This window comes from Methylobacterium sp. 10 (genome assembly GCF_000519085.1).
Classification (GTDB): Bacteria; Pseudomonadota; Alphaproteobacteria; order Rhizobiales; family Beijerinckiaceae; genus Methylobacterium.
Window position 1 is genome coordinate 1,584,770 of the sequence record NZ_KI912577.1, and the last position, 22,359, is coordinate 1,607,128.

Consider the following 22,359-nt stretch of genomic DNA (forward strand, 5'->3'; position numbering starts at 1 on the left):
GCCGGCCGTCGGGACTGCCAACCCGGCCGCATTGCGGGCGCGGCCGATCCCTCGGTCCGCAGGAGTACCGAATCTTCATGTCCGATCTGCTTGAGACGATCCGCAGAACCCTCGTGCCGATCCACAAGGAGGGCTACCCCTTCATCCTGATCGGCATCGTGCTGACCGTGCTGTTCGGCTATTTCGCGCAGTTCGCCGGCTGGATCTTCCTGATCCTCACCCTGTGGGTCTGCTACTTCTTCCGCGATCCCGAGCGGGTCACCCCGGTGGCGGACGGTCTCGTGGTCTCGCCGGCCGACGGCCGGGTGAACCTGATCTCCACCGTGCTGCCGCCGCCCGAACTCGATCTGCCGCAGGAGCCGATGACCCGGATCTCGGTCTTCATGAACGTGTTCGATTGCCACGTGAACCGCGTCCCCGTCACCGGCAAGATCGGCCAGATCGTCTACACGCCCGGCCTGTTCCTCAATGCGGAACTCGACAAGGCCAGCGACGACAACGAGCGCAACGGCCTCGTCATCGAGACCACCCATCGTGGGAGCCCCCTGCGCGTCGGCGTCGTGCAGATCGCCGGATTGGTGGCCCGCCGCATCGTCGGCTGGGTGCAGGCGAACGATACCCTCAACGTGGGCGAGCGCTTCGGCCTGATCCGCTTCGGCTCGCGCGTCGACGTCTACCTGCCGGTGGGCACGCGCGTGCTGGTCGGCCTCGGCCAGAAGGCAGTGGCGGGCGAGACCGTGCTCGCCGATCTCGGCGGCGGCCCCGAGCGCAGCTTCCGCCGCATCTGACCTCGCCCGGCCCCGCCCGGGCGGGGTCGCGATCCTTCCCGGACGGTGCCTCCCAGGCCCGTCCGCCCGTCTTTCTGAAAAGGCGCGTCATGGACGATCTCTTTCCGCCCTTCGAGCCGGATGCCAACGAGCCGAAGCCGCGCCGTTTCAAGGCGGTGCCGTTCCGGATGATCGCGCCCAACATGATCACCCTGATGGCGGTCTGCCTCGGGCTGACCGCGATCCGTCTCGCGTTCGAGGGCAAGTTCGAGCCCGCCGTCATCGCCATCGTCGCGGCCGCCTTCCTCGATGGGATCGACGGGCGCGTCGCCCGGATGCTCAAGGGGACGTCGCGTTTCGGGGCCGAGCTCGATTCCCTCGCCGATTTCGTCAATTTCGGCTGCGCCCCGGCGCTCATCCTCTACGGCTTCGCCCTGAAGGAGCTGCGCTCGCTCGGCTGGATCGTCGCCCTGATCTTCGCCATCGCCATGGCCCTGCGTCTCGCCCGCTTCAACGCGATGCTCGACGATCCCAACCGGCCCGCCTGGAAGAAGGACTTCTTCGTCGGCATGCCGGCGCCGGCTGGAGCGCTGACCGCGATGCTGCCGCTCTATCTCCACTTCCTCGGCCTGCCGTTCGAGCGCTGGGCCGCGCCGGTGGTGCTCGGCTATACGCTCTGCATCGCCCTCCTCGTGGTCTCCACCGTGCCGACTTTTTCCGGCAAGACCATGGGCAAGCGTGTGCCGCGCGAATGGGTGCTGCCGATCTTCCTCGTGGTGGTCGCGGCCTTCGGCCTGTTCATCAGCTATCCGTTCGAGGCCATGGTGGTGATGGCGGGCGGCTACCTCGTCACCCTGCCGATCGGAGCCGCGCAGTATCGGCGCCGGGCGAAGATCGAGGAGCGTCTCGACGCAGCCGGCCGTGGACAGATCGAACCCGCGCCTGTCGAAAGCTGATCGGCTCGCCTAACGTCTCCGCGGGAAGCCCGTTGGGCTCATGCTTGGGAGGCGACGGTGCTGGAAGAATTCAAGAAATTCGCGCTGCGCGGCAACGTCGTCGATCTGGCGGTGGGCGTGATCATCGGTGCCGCCTTCGGCTCCATCGTCACGTCGGCCGTCCAGGACGTGTTCATGCCGATCATCGGGGCGATCACGGGCGGCCTCGATTTCTCGAACTATTACATCGCGCTCTCGTCGAGCGTCCAGAAGGGCGCGGCCTATGCCGATGCCAAGAAGCAGGGCGCGGTGATCGGCTACGGCCAGTTCATCACCGTGGCGCTCAACTTCATGATCGTCGCGTTCGTGCTGTTCCTCGTCATCCGGGCCATGAACAAGCTTCAGACCCAGGAGGAGGCGAAGCCCCTTCCCGAAACCCCGGCGGACGTGAAGCTGCTGGGCGAGATCCGCGATATCCTCGCGGCCAAACCCAAGGTCCCGGGTCCCGAGGTCTGAGTTCAGATCGTCGTCGCCGGTGGTGCCTTCAGGTCGTCGAGGAGGCCATCCAGAGCCTGCTCGACAGCGCCGGTGCCTTCCTCATGGGTCTTCAGCCGAGTCTCGAGGCGACGCAATTGCGGCGCGAATTCCTCCGGCACGGCAGGTTCGCCGAGGAATTTCGGCGCATCGTCCTGCGTGGTGAAGACGGAGCGCAGCTGTTGGCCGAGATGATCCCGCACCGGCTCGGGCAGAGCCGGATCGGCATCCGCGCCGCCGGCCTGTCCGGACGCCGATTTATCAATGCCGAGAATCGGATCGTTTGCCATATCGGGTGTCTCCCTCAGTCAAGAGCAATAACCGGCCGGGGCGGAGAGCGTTGCGCGTACCGACTCACAAATGTTGAGGGTCGCCGATCCCACGCCGGTATTTCCGGTGTTTCTCCTGCAAGTCCTGACGATTCTCCAACTCACGAAAAAGCCCCCGGTGCCGTGGCACCGGGGGCTCTTGCCGAATGGTCAGCGTCGGTGGATGTCGACGATCAGTCGATGACCTCGACGATGCGGCGGCTGCGGTCCACCAGCACCGGGCGGTCGTTGACGATGGTGTAGCGCGCGCCGCGAGCATTGTACTCGGAGGGCACGTCGTAATAGGTCACGCCACTGCCGGGCAGGGTCGCGCCGACGCGGACATCGCCGTCATAGGCATAGGAGCTGTGACGCTCGCGGGTGACGTACTGGCGGAAGCGGGGACGGTCGTCGACACCCAGGATGCCACCGACGGTTCCGGTCGCAGCACCGACGGCGCCGCCGACAATGGCGCCCAGCGGGCCGGCCGCGTCAGCACCGTCCTGTGCGCCACGCTCGGCACCGCGCACGAGGCCCTGGGCCTGGGCGGCGAGGGGGAGGGACAGGGCGATCGCCGAAGCGGCGAGAAGGGTCTTGATGTTCATGATCGAGATCTCCGTATCCGATGACCCGCGAACGGTGACGCTCAGCGGGGTTCGGGGCAGTAACGCCCGATCTCCGAAAAGGGATGCCTCGAAAATCGATTTTGCCGGATTGTCCCAGTCATGTCCCCGATCGGGGGACGACGTTCCACATGCGCCCCGCGTCGCGAAACGACGTCGCTCGGCGGGAGCCGGAGGGGGCGCCGATCCCGATTGCTCGGTCAGCGACGTCAGGCGTCCTTCGGCATGGCCGATTGGATCAGCCGGTCCGAACTGAGGTCTTCCTCGTCGTAGCCGAGCAGTTCGGCGAGGCGCCCGCGGGCGCGGCTGACGCGGCTCTTCACCGTGCCGACCTTGCAGCCCATGATCGTGGCCGCCTCCTCGTAGGACACGCCCTCGGCGCCCACGAGGACGAGGGCCTCGCGCTGGTCGGGCGGCAGTTTGGCGAGAGCCGTCTGCAGATCCTCCACGTCGAGGCGGTCGCCCTGGTGCGGCGCCGTCGCGAGGCGCGCCGCGTAGGAGCCGTCCTGATCCTCCACTTCGCGCACGCGCTTGCGGTGGTCCGAGTAGAAGATGTTGCGCAGGATGGTGAAGAGCCAGGCGTTCAGGTTCGTGCCCGGCTGGAACCGTGCGCGATGCTGCCAGCCCTTGAGGAGGGTGTCCTGTACCAGATCGTCCGAGCGGGCCGGATTGCTGGTGAGCGAGAGCGCGAAGGCCCGCAGCGACGGCACCGCCGCGAGCAGACCGTTGCGGAACTCGGGCTCCACCTGCTCGCCGCGAGCCTTCAAGGCGGCTTCCAGCTTCTCGATGAGCTCGGCGAACCGCGTGGCCGGCTCGTCCGTGCCGAGGCGATCGTAGACCGTGCGGAGCTGATCTCCGAGATGGGAGCGAATGGTCGCTGTCAGGCTCGGCCGCCCGTCGCCGTTCGTGTCGCTCAAGCGGTCGGGGCTGGTGTCAAGGACGTCGCGTGTCATGGCTCGTCGTATTCTGATCGTTTGGCAGGAAATCGTCCGGTTCGGGCCGGTCGTATCGGATCGGTCCGCCTGACGTCGATGGCGAGGCCGTAGCATGTCACGGGGTTGTAGCGCATCCCACCCGGTCACGCATCCCGCCAAGCTGCGCATATGGTGAAGCACGCCGTTCGCGTCCACATGCGGCAGATGGCGTCGGAGACGTCGACATCGTGGTCACGTCCTCGAGGCCTGCGGCCTCTACTGCCGTCTTCGGTGGCCTATATGATCCGGCCATGGCCATCGGGAGGGATCGTCCATGGATCGTCGCGCTTTCACCGCGGGCCTGACGGCCGCTTTCCTGTCCGGTCCGGGCGAGGCCGCGCGCGCGGCGGTGCCGGACCGGCCGCCCGTGCGGATCGCCATGCTGATGTTCCCCGGCATGACGGCGCTCGACCTCGTAGGCCCGCAGGCGATCCTGGCCGGGTTGGCGGGCGATCGGCTCCATCTCGTCGCCCGCGAGGCCGGAGCGGTTCCAAGCGATACGGGTCTGACTCTCTTGGCGGACACCTCCTTCGAGACCTGCCCTCGCGATGTCGACGTGCTCTTCGTGCCGGGCGGCGATGCGACCCCCGGGCAGATGCGTGACGAAGCGACCCTGGCCTTCCTGCGCGACCGGGCGGCCAGGGCGTCCTGGATCACCAGCGTCTGCACCGGCTCGCTCATCCTCGGTGCGGCGGGGTTGCTCGATGGCTATCGCGCCACCTCGCATTGGTGCGTGCGCGAGACCGTCCTGCCCCGCCTCGGCGCCATCCCGGTGAACCGGCGCGTGGTGGTGGACCGCAACCGGATCACGGCGGCGGGCATCTCCGCCGGCCTCGACTTCGCCCTTGTCCTGGCGGCCCGCCTGCGTGGCGACGAGTATGCCAGGACGAGCCAGCTCGTGGCCGAATATGCGCCGGAACCGCCCTTCTCCGCCGGCACCCCCGAGACGGCCGGGCCGGACGTCGCCGCCCAAGCCGCAGCGATCCTCAAGGACCTGGCTGACGGCTCTCTCGCGGCCGCGAAGAGGCACACGCCTCGGTGAGGGCCGGGGTACTCGGGGCCTGCCGCAATGGGTAGTCTCCACCTCTCCGCGCGACGGCTCCTTCGCGCGACGACTTCTCACGCAACGGCGCGTCATTGTGCCGGAACCTCGTTGAACGGCCAAGGTTTAGGCCGTGGCGGGAAAGCTGCATGGTCGCCATGCGCAGGACGCCGGACCTCCGCGCTCCGACCATGAAGGGCATCGATCCATGGCATCAGGCCTCGCAGGCGATCTCACCCGGACGAAATCTCTCGAGCGACTGAATGCCGATGCCGAAGGGGGGGAGAACAAGCTCGAGCGCACCCTCGGCCCCTGGAGCCTCGTCGCCCTCGGCATCGGCGCGGTAATCGGCGCCGGTCTGTTCTCCCTCACCGGCATCGCGGCGGCCGAGCATGCCGGCCCCGCCGTGGTGATCTCCTTCGCCATCGCATCGATCGCCTGCGCCTTCGCCGGCATGTGCTACAGCGAGCTCGCGGGCATGATCCCCGTGGCGGGTTCGGCTTATACCTACGCCTATGCCACCATGGGCGAGTTCGTGGCGTGGATCATCGGCTGGGATCTCGTGCTCGAATACGCTGTCGGCGCGGCCACCGTTTCGGTGAGCTGGTCGAGCTACGTGACCCGGTTCCTCCGGGACACCCTCGGCATCAACCTGCCGCCCAGCCTCGTCAATTCCCCCTTCGAGACCTACACGGTCGACGGGGTGACGGCGCATGGCATCGTCAACCTGCCGGCCATCCTCATCATCGTCGCCGTCTCGGCCCTGTTGATGATCGGCATCCGCGAATCCGCCCGCGTCAACGCCGTCGTCGTGGCGATCAAGCTCGCGGTGGTGGCGGTCGTGGTGGGTGTCGGCCTGTTCTACATCAAGGCGCAGAACTACGTGCCGTTCATCCCCGAGAATACCGGCACATTCGGCGAGTACGGCTGGAGCGGGATCATGCGCGGCGCCGGCGTCGTGTTCTTCGCCTATATAGGGTTCGACGCGGTCTCGACGGCGGCGCAGGAGGCCAAGAACCCCCAGCGCAACATGATGATCGGCATCCTCGGATCGCTGGCCATCTGCACGGTGATCTACATTGCCTTCGCCGGCGTGCTCACCGGCCTCGTCCATTACGACGCCATGAAGGGCGATGCCGCGCCGGTGAACACGGCCATCGCCCAGACACCGTTCCCCTGGCTGAAGAGCCTCGTGACCCTCGGCGTCATCGCTGGCTTCTCCACCGTGATCCTGGTCCTGCTCCTCGGCCAGAGCCGGGTGTTCTATTCCATGAGCCAGGACCGGCTGCTGCCGGGCTTCTTCTCGAAGATCCACCCGACCTGGAAGACCCCCTACCGCTCGAACCTGTTCTTCATGGTGTTCACCAGCGCGCTCGGCGGCTTCCTGCCGATCAGCCAGCTCGGCCACATGACCAGCATCGGCACCCTGCTCGCCTTCATCCTGGTCTGTGCGGGGGTCATCATCCTGCGCCGGACCCAGCCCGACGCGCGACGGGACTACCGGACGCCGCTGGTGCCGCTGGTGCCGATCCTCGGCATCGTCAGCTGCCTCGCCATGATGGTGTCCCTCGACGGACAGACCTGGCTGCGACTGCTTGCCTGGCTCGCGGTAGGACTTGTCATCTACTTCGCCTGGAGCCGGCGCAACAGCCGCCTCGGCCGTGACCAGGCCGTCAGGCCGTCTTGATCAGGGACAGGTGCCGGCCGTCGCGGGCCGGCTCCGTCACCTCGCCCACGGCGACCATCTGACGTTCGCGCGCGATGAAGGCGGTCGGCATGACGGCCTGCATCTCGGCCTCCACGCCGCGCAACTGCGCATCGCCATGCGACGGGTGGAGATGAATGATAGCCAAAGCCTTCACGCCTGCCGCCTGCGCCAGCTCGACGCCCTTTTCCCAGGTGGAGTGTCCCCAACCGCAGCAGCGGGGATACTCGGTCTCCGTGAACATACCGTCGTAGACGAGGAGGTCGGCGCCCTCCACGAAGCGACGAAGGGTCTCGTCGGGCCAGGGATCGGAATGCTCGATGTCGCTGATGATGCAGAGGCGCTTGCCCGCGTGGTCGAAACGGTAGCCCACCGACCCTTGCGGATGATTGAGCAGGATAGTGTCGACCCGCGCGCCGTCAGCGAAACTCAGCGATTCGCCCGCCTTGAAGCCGTGATGGGCAAAGGTGCACGGGATGACGTCGAGCGTCACCGGAAACAGGGGCGGCGAGAACAGTCGATCCAGAGTCGCCTTGGCACTGTGTCCATCGAGGTTGCCGCAATAGGTGTTGATCGTCCGTTCCGCGTCGAAGATCACCGGTTTGAAAAACGGCAGGCCGGCGGTGTGGTCGAGGTGGAGATGGCTGAACAGGAGATCGATCTCCTTGGGCAGCGCCTCACGATGATGCAGCCCGCAGGCGTTCAGGCCGGAGCCGGCATCGACCATAAACAAGCGCGTACCGCAGCGAATCTCCATGCAAGGAGTATTGCCTCCGAACTCGGCATAATCCGGCCCGCTGACGGGCGTGGACCCTCGGACGCCCCAGAAGCGTAGGGATAGGCCGTCCTCAGCCAAAGTGTGCGTCATGGTCATCGTTCGACTACCGATTGCCCGATCTGCTTGAGATCCGGTGCCTTTCGGCGCACCGACGCGGCCCGTTCCTCGCAAGAACGGTCACAAGCAGGTTGCCAGGATCGAAGTGGGGTTGACCATCAGGTAGTCAGCCCGTTTCGACATCGATGTGCGGCCACGCACACAGCTTGGAAGACTGGATTCTGGGCAAAGCCCGCTCTCGCCTGACTGCTTTCGAGTTGGGCGAAAGCTGTCTGGGCTCGCGTCAACGAGCGATAGATGGGGGAGGCCCCGCCTCGGATTGAGCATCGCAACGCTCCTGAGAGGGCGTAATGAGAGCGGCTTCCGCGGCATTGAGACGGGCGATCCTAACGACCGGAAACCCGGTCCTGCCGTTCAGGTGTTCAACCGGACGGGGAAGGGGAACGCCGCCCGAAGGGCTTTCGTATCGATCGGCGACGGCGGCAGGACGCATTTGCGCGTCTCGAGCCACGTTAGGTCGTTGAAGCGCGGCGGGACGCCGAGGGCTGGGTCATCAAGACCGACCGAAAGCTTGTAATCCCGCATTTTGAACGAATCCCCTGCGTTTTCCAGGTCGCTCGTCACGCGGAGCGACTGACAGGGAATGCCATAGGCATGAGAAACGATGAGGCCGTGGAGTGAGGTGGAGACGATCTCCTCGCAGCTCATGATATCTCTGATTACACCTTCGATTTCGCCGAACGTCACCGATCGCAGCGAGATGATCTTGATATGATCCGCACCGAGCTTCTCGATGGCGGCCCGGAACATCCCTTCCTGCAGCACATGTGGAATGATGCCGATCTTGTGGGTCTTTGGGACATTCGGCGCATACACTTCCGGAAGCAGGACGGCGGCATCGCCATAGATCTCGGGGCATTCTCCGCCACTGGCAATGACCGCCGAACGCGAGAGCGGACCGCGCACGGCACTGTAGACCGCGGTCGGGCAGAGCGGGTCACTCCCGCGTGGCATGCCGGTTCCCCACACGCGGGTGCCGGGGCGGGCGAATTTGGCGATGCTGCCGATGCAAAGGCCTTCCGCCTTGCTTGAGGCCACCCAGCGCGGCATCACTCCGAAGGCGTGCCAGAGGATGTACGGGGTGAGGATGTCGCCGAAATTGCCGGGATAGGGACTACGCATCCACCACACTTTGGGGCGGAACTTCTCGTCGAGGCCGGCTTCGGCTGCCAGCTCGTCGAAGGTGCGAAGGGTACGGAATGCCGTGACGAAGGCGCCCCATTTTTGCTCCGACTCGGCGAGAAGCTCGTTTTCCAATTTGATGAACGCGTCCAAGTTGCCTTTACGAAGATGGGCGTGGAACGCCTTCGCCGCCGCCTTTTCGGCCTGGTTCCCCTGTTCTTCGAGCTCTTCCTGATCCGACACTCGATCTCTCCAACCTTAATCGTCAGCGCAATGCGACAGAGCTTATCGTCTCGGAGACCGTCAGAGTCGAGGCCGTTACCGGAGAACGGCATAAGGGAAGGACCGGCCTGCCGAAACCGCCGATTCCTGTCACGGACGGGCGTGGGGGCGGCGTCGCTCAAACGTTGGTCCGCGATGTCTTCGACTGCCCCGGCTCATCAAGGAAGCAGGAGCCGCGGACTTATAGGCTAGAATAGGTATAAATCAAATCTGATAGTCTGACGATTTATGTGAGATTTATACTCTTTCCAATATTCGCCAATACGCTTGATTGATCGCTTGGCTTGCTTCTTTATGCCCGCTATCGGGGCATTGCAGGATGTGGAGGTCGGCCAAGATGGAGCGGATGCTGGAACTGATCCGTGGATATGCACGGCTGGCATGGTGGGACGGTTGCGCGGTCGACATGCGTCTGCACCGCATCGCCGACTTCGTGGATTTCCTCGCCGCCGCGCAGGAGCCGCGGTTGATGCCCAAACCAATTCCGGTCACACAAGGAGAGATCGCGTGAGCACTGCCCGTTCGTCTCGGCCCTGTATCGAGCCGCCGAAGGAAGGCAGCGAGCTGGACGAAGCGCTGCGCCGCGCCTTCTGGACCAGCCTGCACCGACAACCTCTTCCGGCGCTTCAGGCGCTGGCGGTGGCGGCGCGCGCCATTGGGACGCTGTATCGACAGATCGCCGAGGCCCATGAAGGCCCAGGCGGCTGCAATTGCGGGTGGGAGCCCGATCCCGATAGCGATCTCATCGCGCTCGAGGCCAATCTGGCGGCGGCCCTGCTCAAGCCGCCGGAATCGGACCTTGCTCACATGACAATGCTTGGAAGAGCGTGACTGAGGCCGTGCCGGCCTGGTTGAACCGTGGTTGTCGATTATCCGTTGCCTCGGTCTCCTCGTCCCGCTCCTTCCCTCAATACACCGCGTGAGGGATTGGTTAACCCGCTCCCGCCCATGATCTGCCCGACTTTGCAGGGTGGAGGTGGGAATGGACGTGATCTACCGCGGTCTCGAAACGTCGCTCCTTGGGTTGACCCTCGTCCTAGGTATCGCAGCCTTAGCTCTTCCCTCTTTAGCACCCCGCATACTCAGTGCCCCGGAACTCGCCGTGACCCTGCCGCTGCTCAGTGTCACTGCTGGACATTGAAACTCACCACGAGGTCCCCGCAGCGCTATCGTGGGCGTCGGAGACGGATTTCGACGAGCAATCGCGATCGTGACGGTGCGGTGTCACACAAGTAGAGACGCATCCTAAATATCTAGGTGCGGCGCGTCATCGCGCTGCAACTGTTTCGCCCCCACGCGACTTTACAGACCAAGCGCTGCGGTCAGCGGAATGCTTGGGTCTGGATGGCGCTTCGAAAAACGGAGCGCGGGCAGGGTTGCGATGACGAAACGATTCGGGCTTTTCAATGTGATGGGCGTTGCGCTCCTCATCGGTGCGTCCTCCTTTTCCGCTGAAGCGATGCCGGGAACCGAGGGATCCTCGACAACCACTCCTCATCGGGACGCGGAAGTTGGCAAAGTTGCTCTGACGGTCGAGGCTGAGGACGATGCTCTCGCCTGCACCAAATCGCGCAAGCGCTTGTTCGTCGATGGCGAGGGCTGGATCGTCCGCCGTGTCACCACCTGCCGCTAGAACGATTGCCTCCATTTTTCGATGACGCCGTGTGGGCGTCGAGGTCAGTGGCCCGAATGTCGTGCGCGACATCGTCACTCCGTACTCCTCCTCCCTGTTCTACCACTGGTCGTCGGCACGATCATGCTTTGCGTGCTGTCCAATCTTGGGCCGGATCCACGCAACGAGGCTGGCATGTCGCCGACGCTGAGACGATCGACACTGGGATACAATCTGGCGCTTGCCCTCCTGGTTGCGCCAATTGCCTACGCGCAGGATGTCGTAGCCTCGGGCTACGGCCATCCTGATATGGATCGCCCGCGGTTCGATGAGAGCTATGCCGGCCCCTATGTCTTTGCAGCCTCTCTTGCTGCATCGTCGGCCCCCGTGCCACGACCTACTGAACTGATCCCGAGCGCTTGGGGCTATGGAGCATATGGGATCCCCACCGCTACCGGCATCCGTCCGGCGCCCGTAGGAACGCCCTCCCTGTACGTGATCGATAAATCGCCCGGCGCGAGGCATCCGGCTCGCAACCCCGGCCCGAGGGTATTGTTGCGGGGCGGACGAACCCCGGCTTCGACATCCCTCGCTTCGCAGATGCAGACCGGAGCGAAGATCGTTACGTTGCGTCCAGGGCGACACGCTTCGCGCTAAGGGGTGGTGTCAGTACTGCGCCCGCAGGACCGTCTCGGACACGAGCTTGATGGGCTTTCCGCGTCCCATCATGATCGCCGCGCGGGACTGCTCCGGGTCGGACTCGAACCGAGTCCGCAACCATGAGACGAGGAACTTCAGGTATTCCGAGCCGATGAGCCTCGCCGTTCCGGGGTGACGCCACCAGCGATCGGCGTCGAAGCCTTCCGCGATCACAGGATGGGGCAGGACGCGGTCCTTGCCCATCAGGGCGTGGTCGAGCTCCACCAAAGTCCGGGGCATGTGGTAGTTCGAGGTTACCACCGCGACGGTGTTGAATCGATGCTGGCGCATCCATCGACGGGTCTCAATGGCGTTGCCGATCGTATTGCGGGCCCGGTAATCGAGATCGACGCAGCACTCGATCCAATGGCGCTGGCTCGGGTTGAGCCGGGCGATCTCGTCGCGGCTCGTCCGCTCGTTGACGCCGGTGATCAGCAGGCGCCGGCCATAACCGCCGGCAAGAAGGTCGATGGCGTCGCCGATACGCTGTGCACCGCCAGTAAGGACGACGATTCCGTCTGCCCGGCCGTCGAGCGTGCGCTCGTCGCGGGCGATGGAATCAGCGAAGATCAGGAACCCGGCCACCAGCGCCAAGGTAGCGACCGTACCGAGGCCGAGGGCGACATAGCCGAGGCGCTGCAGTCTTGGAGACATCACCGTTGCGATCCGTGCGGGGGGCACCGACGATTCCACCCGACCCCGTGGCCAGACCCAACCGAACGCCTCTAGTGGGCGAGTGGTGCCGAGTCCTGACATCCGCGTGGCCATTCTCCGAAGGTAGTGCCGAATGCGGCATCCGCGAGGCGATACTTCCGCCTCCAAGGGTTTACGAATGGTTAACGCAGATCGGAGGCGGTGTTCGGAACTTGTGTGATGTCATGCGGACGGTCGCGAAGCGACGTGTCCCGCGGTCGAAAGTTGGCGTCAGCGCAGGAACCGTCTGACCGTCAGCCGAGACACGATGCCGGTCACGACGGAGGCGATCACACCAATGAGCAGGACCGCGGCGTAGCCGCGCCAGCCGATATGGAAGGCGCCGAACAGGGCCTCGATCTCGTCTCCGGCCGGCCCCGACCGCCAGAGCCGGGCGAGCAGTCCCGCTAGCGCGAAGACCGCCAGTGCCAGGCACGAGCCGATGACGCCCCCGCGCAGGCCGAGGCGGAAGAAGCGGCGCTGGAAGGCGCGAGCGATGAAATCGTCATTCGCGCCGACGAAGTGCAGCACCTCCACCACTTCCCGGTTGCCGGCCATGGCGCCGCGCGTGGCAAACACGACGGCGAGACCAGTGGCAATCAGCACAAGGGTAACGATGGCGATGCCGACGCCAACGAAGGTGTTGGCCATGGTCGAGAGCCGCTGAAGCCATAGGGCATGGTCGTCGAGACTCGCCACCCCCGGCATCGCCTCGCTGAGCGCACTTCTGAGCCCCTTCAGGTCAGGGGCGGGGGAATCCGCGAGTTTCAGGGTCACGAGTCGCGGAACCGGCAGGTCGGAGAGATCGAGGCCGCTGCCGAGCCAGGGCTCGAGCAGGCGTTCGGCTTCAGCTTTCGAAAAGATCCGCGTCGTGGCGATTCCGGGCGTCGCCTTCGCCAGCGCGTCGGCCCTGGCCACGTCGGCATCGATGTCACGACCTGCGCTCGGCCTCACCTGGATCGTCACCTCCTGCGCGACACTGCCTTGCCACTGGTCGGCGCTGGAGGCGACGATTTCCGCCGCCCCGGCGCAGAGAGCCGCGAGGAAGGTCAGAATCGCGATGACGGCCGCGAGCGCCCGGCTCGCAGCCGAGTCGGTGGGGACGAGGGGAGCATTGCGTCGCAGGGTCGCTGGAAGTGCCTCCTGATCGGGCGCGACGGGCATAGAGGGATGCGGGGGTGGGCTTGCCTGGCCCATCAGCGTTCGATCTGCAGCCGGCCCTGACCCAGGACGAGCCGAGGGGCGTCGACGAGGTCCATCAGGGCGAAATCGTGGGTGGCGATCAGGACCGAGGTTCCGAGCCGGTTGAGTTCAATGAACAGCCGCAGCAGCCGCCGACCGAGGCCGGGATCGACGTTGCCAGTGGGTTCGTCGGCGAGGAGAAGGTCCGGCCGCGCGATGAGCGCGCGGGCGATCGCCGCGCGCTGCTTTTCGCCGCCCGATAGAAGCGGCGGAAGGACGTGCATGCGCTCGCCGAGACCGACCCATCGGAGGAGTTCCACCACCTCGGCGCGGTAGTTCGTCTCCGACCGGCCCTGGACGCGCAGCGGCAGGGCGACGTTCTCGTAGGTGGTGAGGTGGTCGAGTAGGCGGAAATCCTGGAACACGATACCCATCCGCCGACGCAAGCCGGTGAGTGCCTCGTTGGAGATATCGCTGACTTCCTCTCCGAACACCGTAACCAGCCCGCGCGTCGGCCGCACAGAGAGCAGGATCAAGCGCAGCAGGGTGGTCTTCCCCGCGCCGGAGGGGCCGGTGAGAAACTGGAAGGAGCGCGGGGCGATCTGAAAACTCACGTCGCTCAGTACCTCCGGCCCGAGGCCGTAGCGCATCCCGACATTCTCGAACTGGACCACGGGCTCCTCGACACCCGACAGGAGGCTGTCACCCGTCACGCGAGTTGCCCAGATCCGTCGATGCCCGATTCTGCTGACAAACGTGCGCTCCCATTCTGCCGCTTCACGGAGGATTAACCGCTTTCGGCGATGACCGTGTGAGTCTTTTTCACCGAGCCGGCAACTGCCGATCGAGAATTCGAGGCGTCGATTCGCCATGCTGATCGTCTGCCCGTCCTGCGCAAGCGAATACGACATCGCGACCGACAGGGTCGGCGTCGAGGGCCGCTCGGTGCGCTGCGCTGCCTGTCGCGAAACCTGGTTCATCTCACCCGACGAGGTCGCTGCCGCCCTCGCCGAGGAGATGGCCGAGATTCAAGCGGCAATGGGCTACGTGGAGGGGCGGGGCGAGGCGCAGGCCGATCTCGATGCATGGGAAGCGGCGCTGGCCGAGGAAGCTCAGTCCGCAGCCGTGGATCCGGTGCCGGAGGACGCGCCGGTCCGCAAGGCCCGGGGGCGAACGCCCCCAAAGAAGCGATGGAGCGCCCCGTCGCCGGCCGCCGCCTTTGGGCTCGCGCTGCTTGCAGGCATTCCCCTCGCGCTTCTCGCACGAAGCACCGTGGTGCGAGCCATGCCCCAGAGCGCTGCACTCTATGCCCGGATCGGCATGCCGGTGAACCTACGCGGCATCGAGATCCGCGATCTCGCGGCGTTCCAGACCCAGGGCGAGGGTTCCGCCTCCCAACTCGTCATCGAGGGCGACATAGTCGGCGTGGCGGGCCGCCCCGTCCCGGTGCCACCGATCGAGGTGGAGGTGCGGGATGGGCAGGGGCAGACCATCTACCGCTGGACCGTGGCGCCACCGCGTTCCAGTCTGGACGATCGCGAGACGGCCCGATTTCGCGCGAGTTTGTCGGCTCCTCCGGCGCAGGGGCGTACGATCAAGGTCGGATTCGCGCCGGAGCGTGGGACGCCCGAGGCGGATCCGGGGCGATGAAAGTGCGCCATCGAGCAGCCCGAGGAGCGAAATCCGATGCCAGCCGATCCGGCTCGTGGTAGGGAGACCGTATGACCAGCCCGACCCGACGCGTCCGCGTCCTCTTCGACGAAGCCGCCATCGCAAACCGCAACGAGGAGCTGGCCGCGGCTATCGTCACGGCCAAGCCCGAGAACCTCCTCGTCGTGGCGGTTCTCAAGGGAAGCTTCATGTTCGCGGCCGATCTGCTGAGAGCGCTGCACCGCTCCGGCCTGTCACCGCAGGTCGAGTTCGTCCATCTGTCGAGCTATCGCAGCGGCACGGTGTCCTCGGGGCAGGTGGAGATCCTGCGCGACGTGGAGAGCGAGGTTCGCGGCCGCGACGTCCTCCTCGTGGACGACATCCTGGAATCGGGACGCACCGTCGTCTTCGCCAAGGACCTGCTCATGGCGCGCGGCGCCAAGCGAGTCCTGACCGCCGTCCTGCTCGAGAAGCCGGGCAAGCGGGCGGTGACCATCGATGCCGATTTCGTCGGCTTCACCTGCCCTGACGTGTTCGTGGTGGGCTACGGCATGGATGTCGCCCACGAATATCGTCAGCTCCCCTTTGTCGGCCTGGTCGATCACGTGAGCAGCGAGCCGGACCTGTTCGGCGGCACCTGATCCGGCTCTTCCGGGAGGCGAGGCTCGCGATCGATCGGATTCGCACGGGTTCATCCGTGGCTCCAAGGCGACACTCGCGCGCGACCGGGTATCGCGGAACATTTCGTATTATTTGATGCAAAACAGCGCTTGACATCGAGGCGAGGTCAAAGCGCAGTCTGGGCGATCCAGAAGAGATAAAGAGTTGATGGCACGAATCCTCCTCGTTGACGATGAAGAGCCCGTGCGCGGCTTCCTGAAGCGGGGCCTGGAAATCGACGGGCATTCCGTCGTGACGGCGTCGGACGGGAGCGACGGGCTCGATCGACTGACGGAGGCGGATGGCGCATTCGATCTGATGCTCACCGATATCCGCATGCCGCTGATGGACGGCATCGCTCTCGCTCTCGCAGCCAAGCGCGATTTTCCCGACCTGACCATCCTCCTGATGACGGGGTTCGCCGACCAGCGCGAGCGGGCCCGTGGCCTCGACGCCATCGTCACCGACGTGCTGACGAAGCCTTTCTCGCTGGCGGACCTGCGCTCGACGGTGAAGCGCGCGCTCGCCGCTTGAACCGGCCGCACGGGCGCAAAATTTCCATGAAGCTTGGCCGCGGGTCCTTGCGTTGCCGAAGGGAGCGTTTCCTCCTTTCCTCGCGACGAGTGCCCCATGATGTCATCGACGACGACCCGCGCCGCCCTGGCGGCGGTGCTCCTTTCCGGCACGATCGTCACTGGGGCCAGTGGGGCTGAAGCCCAGGCGGGTCCCGCCGCCGGCACTCTCACCAAAGTCGCCAGCTTCGAGCATCAGGTGACCGGCGTCACCGTCTCCAGAGACGGGCGCGTCTTCGTCAATTTCCCGCGCTGGACCGAGGACAGCGCCGTCTCGGTCGCCGAGGTGAAGGACGGCCGGATTACACCCTTCCCCGATGCCGAGTGGAATTCCTGGCGCAATGCGCGCAAGGACGAGGTCTCGGCCGGTGACCATTGGATCTGCGTCCAAAGTGTCGTGGCGAGCCCGGACGGCAATCTCTGGGTGCTCGACCCAGCCGCGCCTGCCATGGCGGCGGTGGTGAAGGATGGGCCGAAGCTCGTGGAGATCGACCTCAAGACCAACAGGCCCGCCCGCACCATCGCCTTCGACGAGGCCGTGGCGCCGCAGGGGTCCTACCTCAACGACGTTCGCTTCTCGCCGGATGGAAAGACCGCCTACATCACCGATTCGGGCGCGAGCGGTGCCCTCGTCGTGGTCGATCTCGCCAGTGGCAAAGCCCGTCGCCTCCTTGACGGCGACGCGACGACCCAACCCGACAAGAGCGTCACCGTCACCTACGAGGGTAAGCCCCTGCGGCGGCCCGATGGGCGCGGCGTGGAATTCGCTGCCGATGGCATAGCCCTCTCGCCCGATGGCGGTACCCTGTATTGGCAGGCGATCAAGGGGCGGACCCTCTATAGTCTGCCGACATCCGCACTCACCGGCTGGCTGACCTCGTCACTCGTGCCGGAAGCACTCAGCGACAGAAGTCTGTCGGGCAAGGTGGAGACGGTGGGCGATAACGGCCCGGCCGATGGCCTTATCATCTCGCGCAAGGATGGGCGGATGTACGTTACTTCGCCCCAGGACGACTCGATCAAGGTCCGCGACCTGTCCATCAAGGGCTCGGCCCTCACGACCTTGATCCAGGACAAGCGCCTGCGCTGGCCCGACACCTTCGCCGAAGGACCGGACGGTACCCTCTACGTGACGACTTCACGTATCCAGGATTCAGCCTTCTACAAGCCAGACGCACCGGCGGCCCTGCCCACCGACCTGTGGAGCTTCAAGCCCGCGGCAAGCGATGCCACCGGCTCGACGACGAGCCCATCAGCCCGCTGAGGCCGAAGGCCCGGCCTGTCGGCGAGACCGGCCGGGCATTGCCGCCACCCTCCGTCACGAGCTTTTCCATGCGCCGACGCGACATCCTCTGCGGCCTTGCCGCATCCGGTCTCTGGAGCGGACACGCCTCAGCGGCTCCGATCCTTCGCTCGGACGATCCCCGGTTCGTCGAACTGGTCAATCCATCCGCCCGGCCGGTGACCCTCTATCACGAGGGTCGGTGGTGCGAAGGTTTGTGCTGGGCGCCGCATCTCGGGGGCCTCATCGTCAGCGACGTGCGGTCGAACCGCATGCTGGTCATCGGCGAGGATGGCGGGGTGAAGCCGTTTCGCGATCCGTCGAACAATGCCAACGGCAACATCCTCGATGCCGAAGGACGTCTCGTCACCTGTGAGCACCGGACCCGTCGCGTCGTCCGCCGCGAGCCCGATGGGACGATGACCGTGCTGGCGGGTTCCTACGGCGGCAAGCCCCTGAACTCACCAAACGACGCGGCGCTCGCACCGGACGGAGCGATCTGGTTCACCGATCCCGTCTTCGGCATCACGGTTCCGGACGAAGGTATTCAGGCGGTGCCGGCCCAATCCGCGAGGCGGGTCTACCGAATCGATCCGGCCGGCGAGGTTCAGGGCATGACCGATGCCGTCGGCCAGCCCAACGGCATCGCCTTCGCGCCGGACGGCCGAACGCTCTACGTCACCGAGACCAGCGCCGCCCTCGACAATACTGAGGGCGCGCGCGCCATCCTCGCTTTCCCGGTGAAGGACCGGCGCCTCGGCGAGCCACGGGTCGTCGCCTCGCTCGATGCCGGCGCTCCGGACGGTCTCGCCATTGATGAGGCCGGGCGGATCTACGCCGCCTGTGCCGACGGCGTGCGCATCTACCTGCCCGACGGGACGCTGCTCGGCCGGATCGCTACCGCGACGCCGGCCTCCAACGTCGAGTTCGGTGGGGCGGACGGGCATCGCCTCTTCATCTCGGCCGGCTCCGTGGTGGCGGCCATCGATCTCAAGGTCCGGGGCGCGGCAAAAGCCGGCTGACCGATTTCATTTTCTCCAGGATTGCAGCATCCATGACCCTCGCTCGACGTGACATGCTGGCGGCCGGCCTTGCCGGATTTGCCTCCCTGAGCAGCCAGGCCTCCGCGGCTGAGGGAGGCTCCCCCCTTACGGCATCCGGCAAGACGGTCGCCCGCGATCCAGGTGTGCCGGGACTTGAACTCGCCATGGCGGCGGATGCGCCCTCGAACCCCACCGGCATCACCGTGTCGCGGAGCGGCCGCATCTTCGTGATGATGCCGCGCTTCAACGCGAAGGTGCCCTTCACCCTCGGCGAAGTCATGCCGGATGGGAGCGTGACGCCCTATCCCGACGAGACCACCAATCAGCCCGATGCAAAGCACGCCCAGACCCGTCTGCTGCATGTTCCCAATGGGGTGATGGACCGGGACGACAAGCTCTGGGTTCTCGATGCCGGGCTGCCGGACGGTGCCGGCCCGCCCATGCCGGGAGGGGCCAAGCTCGTCCAGTTCGATCTGGCCACCAACCGGATCGCGCGGGTGGTCCCGCTGGAGGCTGGGGTCACGGCGACCTCCTCGCTCAACGACCTGCGAGTCGATATCCGCGACGGACGGGCGGTGGCGTTCGTCACCGATCAGGGCCAGGACGGCCATGGTGCGATCCTCGCCGTGGATCTCGCGAGCGGACGCGTCGTCCGGCGCCTAGCCGAGCATGCCAGCACCGAATCCCAGAAGGGCATCGTCAAGATCGTCGAGAACCGCCAGATCCTTCAGCGAAAGGCCGAAGGGCCGCCGCGCCCGGTGCAGGGTGGCGCCAACGGTATCGCGCTCGGCCCCGACGGCCGACGCCTCTACTACGCGCCGCTCATGGGGCGGCGCCTCTATGCGGTAGAGACCGCTCTGCTCCTCGACCCGGCGGTGTCCGATGCCGAGGTCGCCGCCGCCGTGGAGGATCTCGGAGAGAAGGGCATGACCGGCGGCCTCATCGCGGATTCGGAGGACCGCGTGTATCTCGCCCTGCAGGAGCACAATGCGGTCGGCCGGCGCGAAACGGACGGCACCGTCACCATCCTCGCCACCGATCCCCGGCTGATCTGGGCCGACACGTTCTGGATCACCCCCGACCGCTGGCTCTATATCACCGCCGCGCAGGTCAATCGGAGCCCGGACTACAACAACGGTCGCGATCTGAGACAGCCGCCCTACGCGATCCTCCGGATGCGCATCGACGCCGACCCAGCCTGATGCCGCTCGCCCATCCGCTCGTATGATCAGGTGAGCATGTGAGTGAGGAGGGCACGCAACTGTGCCGGCTTGATCGGTTTGTGCATCAATTCGGCGCCGATCATCGCCACTTCGGCCTCGATCTCGGGTGAATGGTCGGCGGTGGTCACGATCACCGGCAGGGCCGAACGGGTCACGCCGCGCAAGTAGGTCGCGACGTCGAGGCCGCAAGCGCCGTGATCGAGGTGATAATCCAGGATCAGTACGTCCGGCGGGGGCTGCCCGGCGGCAACGTGCTCCGCCACGCCCGCAAGGTCGCGATGGGCGCTGACCTCCGCATCCCAATTCTGCAACAGACGCTTCAGCGCATCGGCGGTGGCCGGATCGTTCTCGACGATGAGGACGCGCGCCCCGGTCAACCGCGTCGCGATGGGCTCTGGACCAGACATGGTGTCGGTCGGGGAGGCGCCGATGGGCACGGACAGGCTGACCCGCGTGCCGTGGCGGAGCCGCGAATCGAGGACGAGGGCATGGTCGAGGGCCATGGCCATGCGCTGAACGATGGAGAGGCCGAGGCCGAGTCCCGGCTCGCCCTCGTCCCCCCCCGCGCCGCCCCGGTAGAATTCCTCGAAGACGAGATGGCGCTCGCTCTCCGCGATGCCGCAGCCGGTATCGATCACCTCGATGCGGCACAGCCGGCCGCGCCGGCGCGCGGCGATCAGCACGCCGCCCCGGCCGGTATAGCGGATCGCGTTGGAGACGAGGTTCTGCAGGATGCGCCGCAGCAGGACCAGGTCGCTGTCCACCCGGATGTCCGGGCAGCGGACAGCGAGGCGCAGGCCTTTGCGCTCGGCCATCGGCAAGAAGCTCGCCGCGATGCCGTCGAGCAGATCGCCGAGAGCCACTGGGCGGATGACTGGGCGGACAATGCCGGCATCGAGCTTGGAGATGTCGAGCAGGGTCTTGATCAGATCCTCGATGGTCTGCAGGCCCCGTTCGACCTGCCCCGACATCGCTAGGGCTTCCGGGCCGAGTGGCATATCCGACAGTGCAGAGGCGGAGAGGCGCGCGGCATTCAGCGGCTGAAGCAGGTCGTGCCCAGCGGCGGCCAGAAAGCGGGTCTTCGAGCGGTTGGCGGTCTCGGCCTCTTCCTTGGCCGCGACCAAGGCGGCATTGGAGCGCTCCAGGCTGTGCATCAGGCCGGTGAGTTCTTCAGTGCGGGAGCGGACCCGGCCTTCGAGCATGATCGCGGTCTGAAACAGCGAATAGGCGCCTCCTTGCTGGTCCATGGTACGCTCAACATGCGCCATGAGTGCCGCGTTGATCCGCTCCAGCTTGGCGATGCGGCGGCTGGTCTCGTCGTCGGCGACGCTTCGAGTGCCGGGCATCATGAGGCTGGCGGCCGGCCGATTGCGATACCTGTGAAGGTCTGGTTGAGGTGCATCGCCCGGTACTGCTCGCCATAGGTTTCGAACCCGACCACGTCATAGCGGCGATAGAGGTCGCAGATGCCCTGGCGGACCTGCCGGCTCTCCGCATCGAGGCGCCGCAGGATGCAGTCGAAGCCGATGATGAGGTCGATCCCCCCGAGCGCCGCTTCGAGGCGGGTGAGTTCGCTGCGGGTGGTCTCCACGATATCGCGCGGCTGGGCCAGCGTGAGCACGACGCCCTCGTCGATGGCGCAGAAGAAGCTCAGTGAGCCATCGGCGTTCATACGCCGGATCGAGCGGCAGAAATACTCGCCCCCGACCTTCACCGCTAGGGGATAGGCGGCAAAGCTCATCGGCGTCAGCGCTTCCGGGTCGAGTCCCACGGCCATGGCGTATTCGCGGGCGGCGGGCTCGGCGTTCAACTCGTGGACGATGCGCTGCTCGTCGTCGGAGGCCGTGACCACGAACTTCGTGGTCGTCGGCTCGAAATGATCGCTCTTGAAGATCTGGAACGGATAATCCGTCTCCACCAGCACCACCACCGCCGCCCGGCGATGGATCGCGCCTTCGTGGAGCAGCACCGTCTCGCAAAAACTCATGTCGTCGCCGGCCGATCCGCCCACCAGGGGGATGCCGTCCAGCGCCCAGGCGATGGCCGAGACCACCGTCTCCTCCGCATTGGCGAGGCCATCGATGAAGGACAGGGCGAAGCGCCGGTTCGGTGCGGCATCGGGGGATTCCGTCTCCAGGATCCGCCGCAGGGCACGGACGGACGAGGCCGTGCGCGCCACGTCGAGATGGTCGATGGCATCAAGGATCGCGGAAACGACACGAAAACCCGTTTTGGGGAACGCCACCACCACGAGGCCGCGCTCCAATCCTCCCGCCGGGCAGATGCCGCCCGACATGGTGCATCCGGTGATGGGCGTACCAGGAAAGGCGCCTGCGAGGGCGGTGTTCAGGTCATCGACGGTGTAATCGGGAGAGAAGAAGGCGAGCAGATGCGAGAGGCGGGCTGGACCGATGCCGGCGGCGACATCCGCCACCGCCTCTGCCGCCGTCGCGGCGACCGTCCAGGCGGTCCTGATCCCGCACAGATGGCCACGCATCCGCGTGTCCTCCTCCACCGCCCCACTCCCTCGGCATCATGCGTCGGCTTTGCGCCTCG

The 22,359-nt window shown here is 65.9% G+C and carries 24 protein-coding genes; 14 read left to right on the forward strand and 10 right to left on the reverse strand.

Features of this window, described 5'->3' with window-relative positions; genetic code table 11:
- Positions 1 to 77 precede the first annotated feature (77 nt).
- From K368_RS0107230 to mscL, 3 genes are all read left to right on the forward strand, one after another.
- On the forward strand, positions 78 to 788 hold the full coding sequence (locus K368_RS0107230; protein ID WP_018045459.1) for a phosphatidylserine decarboxylase: 711 nt from the start codon (positions 78 to 80) through the stop codon (positions 786 to 788).
- An 89-nt stretch (positions 789 to 877) separates the two neighbouring features.
- Positions 878 to 1,723: a phosphatidylcholine/phosphatidylserine synthase gene (locus tag K368_RS0107235; RefSeq protein WP_027171794.1), complete on the forward strand. Its 846-nt coding sequence runs from the start codon at positions 878 to 880 to the stop codon at positions 1,721 to 1,723.
- A gap of 57 nt (positions 1,724 to 1,780) precedes the next feature.
- Positions 1,781 to 2,218 (forward strand): large conductance mechanosensitive channel protein MscL, encoded by a 438-nt coding sequence (gene mscL / locus K368_RS0107240; RefSeq protein ID WP_027171795.1) that lies wholly within the window; start codon positions 1,781 to 1,783, stop codon positions 2,216 to 2,218.
- Positions 2,219 to 2,220: 2 nt separating this feature from the next.
- Here the strand turns inward: mscL and K368_RS0107245 are convergent, their stop codons facing one another.
- The 3 genes from K368_RS0107245 to K368_RS0107255 all read right to left on the reverse strand — a co-directional run bounded on the left by K368_RS0107245 (position 2,221) and on the right by K368_RS0107255 (position 4,120).
- On the reverse strand, positions 2,221 to 2,526 hold the full coding sequence (locus K368_RS0107245; RefSeq protein WP_027171796.1) for a hypothetical protein: 306 nt from the start codon (positions 2,524 to 2,526) through the stop codon (positions 2,221 to 2,223).
- Positions 2,527 to 2,738: 212 nt separating this feature from the next.
- A complete protein-coding gene (locus K368_RS0107250) occupies positions 2,739 to 3,149 on the reverse strand; it encodes a DUF1236 domain-containing protein (protein WP_027171797.1) in 411 nt (136 codons plus the stop codon).
- Positions 3,150 to 3,376: 227 nt separating this feature from the next.
- Positions 3,377 to 4,120 (reverse strand): sigma-70 family RNA polymerase sigma factor, encoded by a 744-nt coding sequence (locus K368_RS0107255; protein WP_027171798.1) that lies wholly within the window; start codon positions 4,118 to 4,120, stop codon positions 3,377 to 3,379.
- A gap of 400 nt (positions 4,121 to 4,520) precedes the next feature.
- On the opposite strand from K368_RS0107255, the gene K368_RS0107260 reads away from it, so the two are divergent.
- Complete coding sequence (locus K368_RS0107260) at positions 4,521 to 5,183, forward strand: DJ-1/PfpI family protein (protein WP_036266822.1); 663 nt, start codon at positions 4,521 to 4,523, stop codon at positions 5,181 to 5,183.
- A 208-nt stretch (positions 5,184 to 5,391) separates the two neighbouring features.
- Entirely contained in the window at positions 5,392 to 6,870 is a 1,479-nt protein-coding gene (locus tag K368_RS0107265; protein ID WP_027171800.1) for an amino acid permease, read from the forward strand.
- Here the strand turns inward: K368_RS0107265 and K368_RS0107270 are convergent.
- Complete coding sequence (locus K368_RS0107270; RefSeq protein ID WP_027171801.1) at positions 6,857 to 7,762, reverse strand: MBL fold metallo-hydrolase; 906 nt, start codon at positions 7,760 to 7,762, stop codon at positions 6,857 to 6,859. The genes K368_RS0107265 and K368_RS0107270 overlap by 14 nt on opposite strands.
- Before the next feature lie 375 nt (positions 7,763 to 8,137).
- Positions 8,138 to 9,148: a polysaccharide pyruvyl transferase family protein gene (locus tag K368_RS24190; protein WP_036266054.1), complete on the reverse strand. Its 1,011-nt coding sequence runs from the start codon at positions 9,146 to 9,148 to the stop codon at positions 8,138 to 8,140.
- A 385-nt stretch (positions 9,149 to 9,533) separates the two neighbouring features.
- Between K368_RS24190 and K368_RS27030 the strand changes: the two genes are divergently transcribed.
- The 3 genes from K368_RS27030 to K368_RS0107290 all read left to right on the forward strand — a co-directional run bounded on the left by K368_RS27030 (position 9,534) and on the right by K368_RS0107290 (position 10,820).
- Complete coding sequence (locus K368_RS27030) at positions 9,534 to 9,698, forward strand: hypothetical protein (protein ID WP_197031091.1); 165 nt, start codon at positions 9,534 to 9,536, stop codon at positions 9,696 to 9,698.
- Positions 9,695 to 10,018 (forward strand): hypothetical protein, encoded by a 324-nt coding sequence (locus K368_RS0107285; RefSeq protein ID WP_051439801.1) that lies wholly within the window; start codon positions 9,695 to 9,697, stop codon positions 10,016 to 10,018. Before K368_RS27030 ends, K368_RS0107285 begins: the two co-directional genes overlap by 4 nt.
- 550 nt (positions 10,019 to 10,568) lie before the next feature.
- Positions 10,569 to 10,820, forward strand: a complete 252-nt coding sequence (locus tag K368_RS0107290) for a hypothetical protein (protein WP_036266056.1) — start codon at positions 10,569 to 10,571, stop codon at positions 10,818 to 10,820.
- Positions 10,821 to 11,465: 645 nt separating this feature from the next.
- On the opposite strand, the gene K368_RS0107295 is transcribed toward K368_RS0107290, so the two are convergent.
- The 3 genes from K368_RS0107295 to ftsE all read right to left on the reverse strand — a co-directional run bounded on the left by K368_RS0107295 (position 11,466) and on the right by ftsE (position 14,086).
- Positions 11,466 to 12,152, reverse strand: a complete 687-nt coding sequence (locus K368_RS0107295) for a YdcF family protein (protein ID WP_051439802.1) — start codon at positions 12,150 to 12,152, stop codon at positions 11,466 to 11,468.
- Between the two features lie 270 nt (positions 12,153 to 12,422).
- A complete protein-coding gene (locus K368_RS0107300) occupies positions 12,423 to 13,355 on the reverse strand; it encodes an ABC transporter permease (protein ID WP_245259529.1) in 933 nt (310 codons plus the stop codon).
- A gap of 32 nt (positions 13,356 to 13,387) precedes the next feature.
- Complete coding sequence (gene ftsE / locus K368_RS0107305; RefSeq protein ID WP_027171806.1) at positions 13,388 to 14,086, reverse strand: cell division ATP-binding protein FtsE; 699 nt, start codon at positions 14,084 to 14,086, stop codon at positions 13,388 to 13,390.
- A 157-nt stretch (positions 14,087 to 14,243) separates the two neighbouring features.
- On the opposite strand from ftsE, the gene K368_RS0107310 reads away from it, so the two are divergent.
- The 6 genes from K368_RS0107310 to K368_RS0107335 all read left to right on the forward strand — a co-directional run bounded on the left by K368_RS0107310 (position 14,244) and on the right by K368_RS0107335 (position 19,782).
- Entirely contained in the window at positions 14,244 to 15,023 is a 780-nt protein-coding gene (locus tag K368_RS0107310) for a zinc-ribbon domain-containing protein (protein WP_027171807.1), read from the forward strand.
- A 71-nt stretch (positions 15,024 to 15,094) separates the two neighbouring features.
- Positions 15,095 to 15,664: a hypoxanthine phosphoribosyltransferase gene (gene hpt / locus K368_RS0107315; RefSeq protein ID WP_027171808.1), complete on the forward strand. Its 570-nt coding sequence runs from the start codon at positions 15,095 to 15,097 to the stop codon at positions 15,662 to 15,664.
- A 187-nt stretch (positions 15,665 to 15,851) separates the two neighbouring features.
- On the forward strand, positions 15,852 to 16,217 hold the full coding sequence (locus K368_RS0107320; protein WP_027171809.1) for a response regulator: 366 nt from the start codon (positions 15,852 to 15,854) through the stop codon (positions 16,215 to 16,217).
- Positions 16,218 to 16,313: 96 nt separating this feature from the next.
- Positions 16,314 to 17,519, forward strand: a complete 1,206-nt coding sequence (locus tag K368_RS0107325; protein ID WP_027171810.1) for an L-dopachrome tautomerase-related protein — start codon at positions 16,314 to 16,316, stop codon at positions 17,517 to 17,519.
- 68 nt (positions 17,520 to 17,587) lie between these two features.
- Positions 17,588 to 18,559, forward strand: coding sequence for an SMP-30/gluconolactonase/LRE family protein (locus K368_RS0107330; protein ID WP_027171811.1), 972 nt, complete (start codon positions 17,588 to 17,590; stop codon positions 18,557 to 18,559).
- Between the two features lie 32 nt (positions 18,560 to 18,591).
- Positions 18,592 to 19,782: an L-dopachrome tautomerase-related protein gene (locus K368_RS0107335; protein ID WP_027171812.1), complete on the forward strand. Its 1,191-nt coding sequence runs from the start codon at positions 18,592 to 18,594 to the stop codon at positions 19,780 to 19,782.
- A gap of 26 nt (positions 19,783 to 19,808) precedes the next feature.
- Here the strand turns inward: K368_RS0107335 and K368_RS0107340 are convergent, their stop codons facing one another.
- Together K368_RS0107340 and K368_RS0107345 are read right to left on the reverse strand one after the other, a co-directional pair.
- Positions 19,809 to 21,152 carry a hybrid sensor histidine kinase/response regulator gene (locus K368_RS0107340; protein ID WP_027171813.1) on the reverse strand — a complete coding sequence of 448 codons (1,344 nt, stop codon included), beginning with the start codon at positions 21,150 to 21,152 and terminating at the stop codon, positions 19,809 to 19,811.
- A complete protein-coding gene (locus K368_RS0107345) occupies positions 21,149 to 22,300 on the reverse strand; it encodes an FIST N-terminal domain-containing protein (protein WP_027171814.1) in 1,152 nt (383 codons plus the stop codon). The genes K368_RS0107340 and K368_RS0107345 overlap by 4 nt, the downstream gene beginning before the upstream one ends.
- Positions 22,301 to 22,359 lie beyond the last annotated feature (59 nt).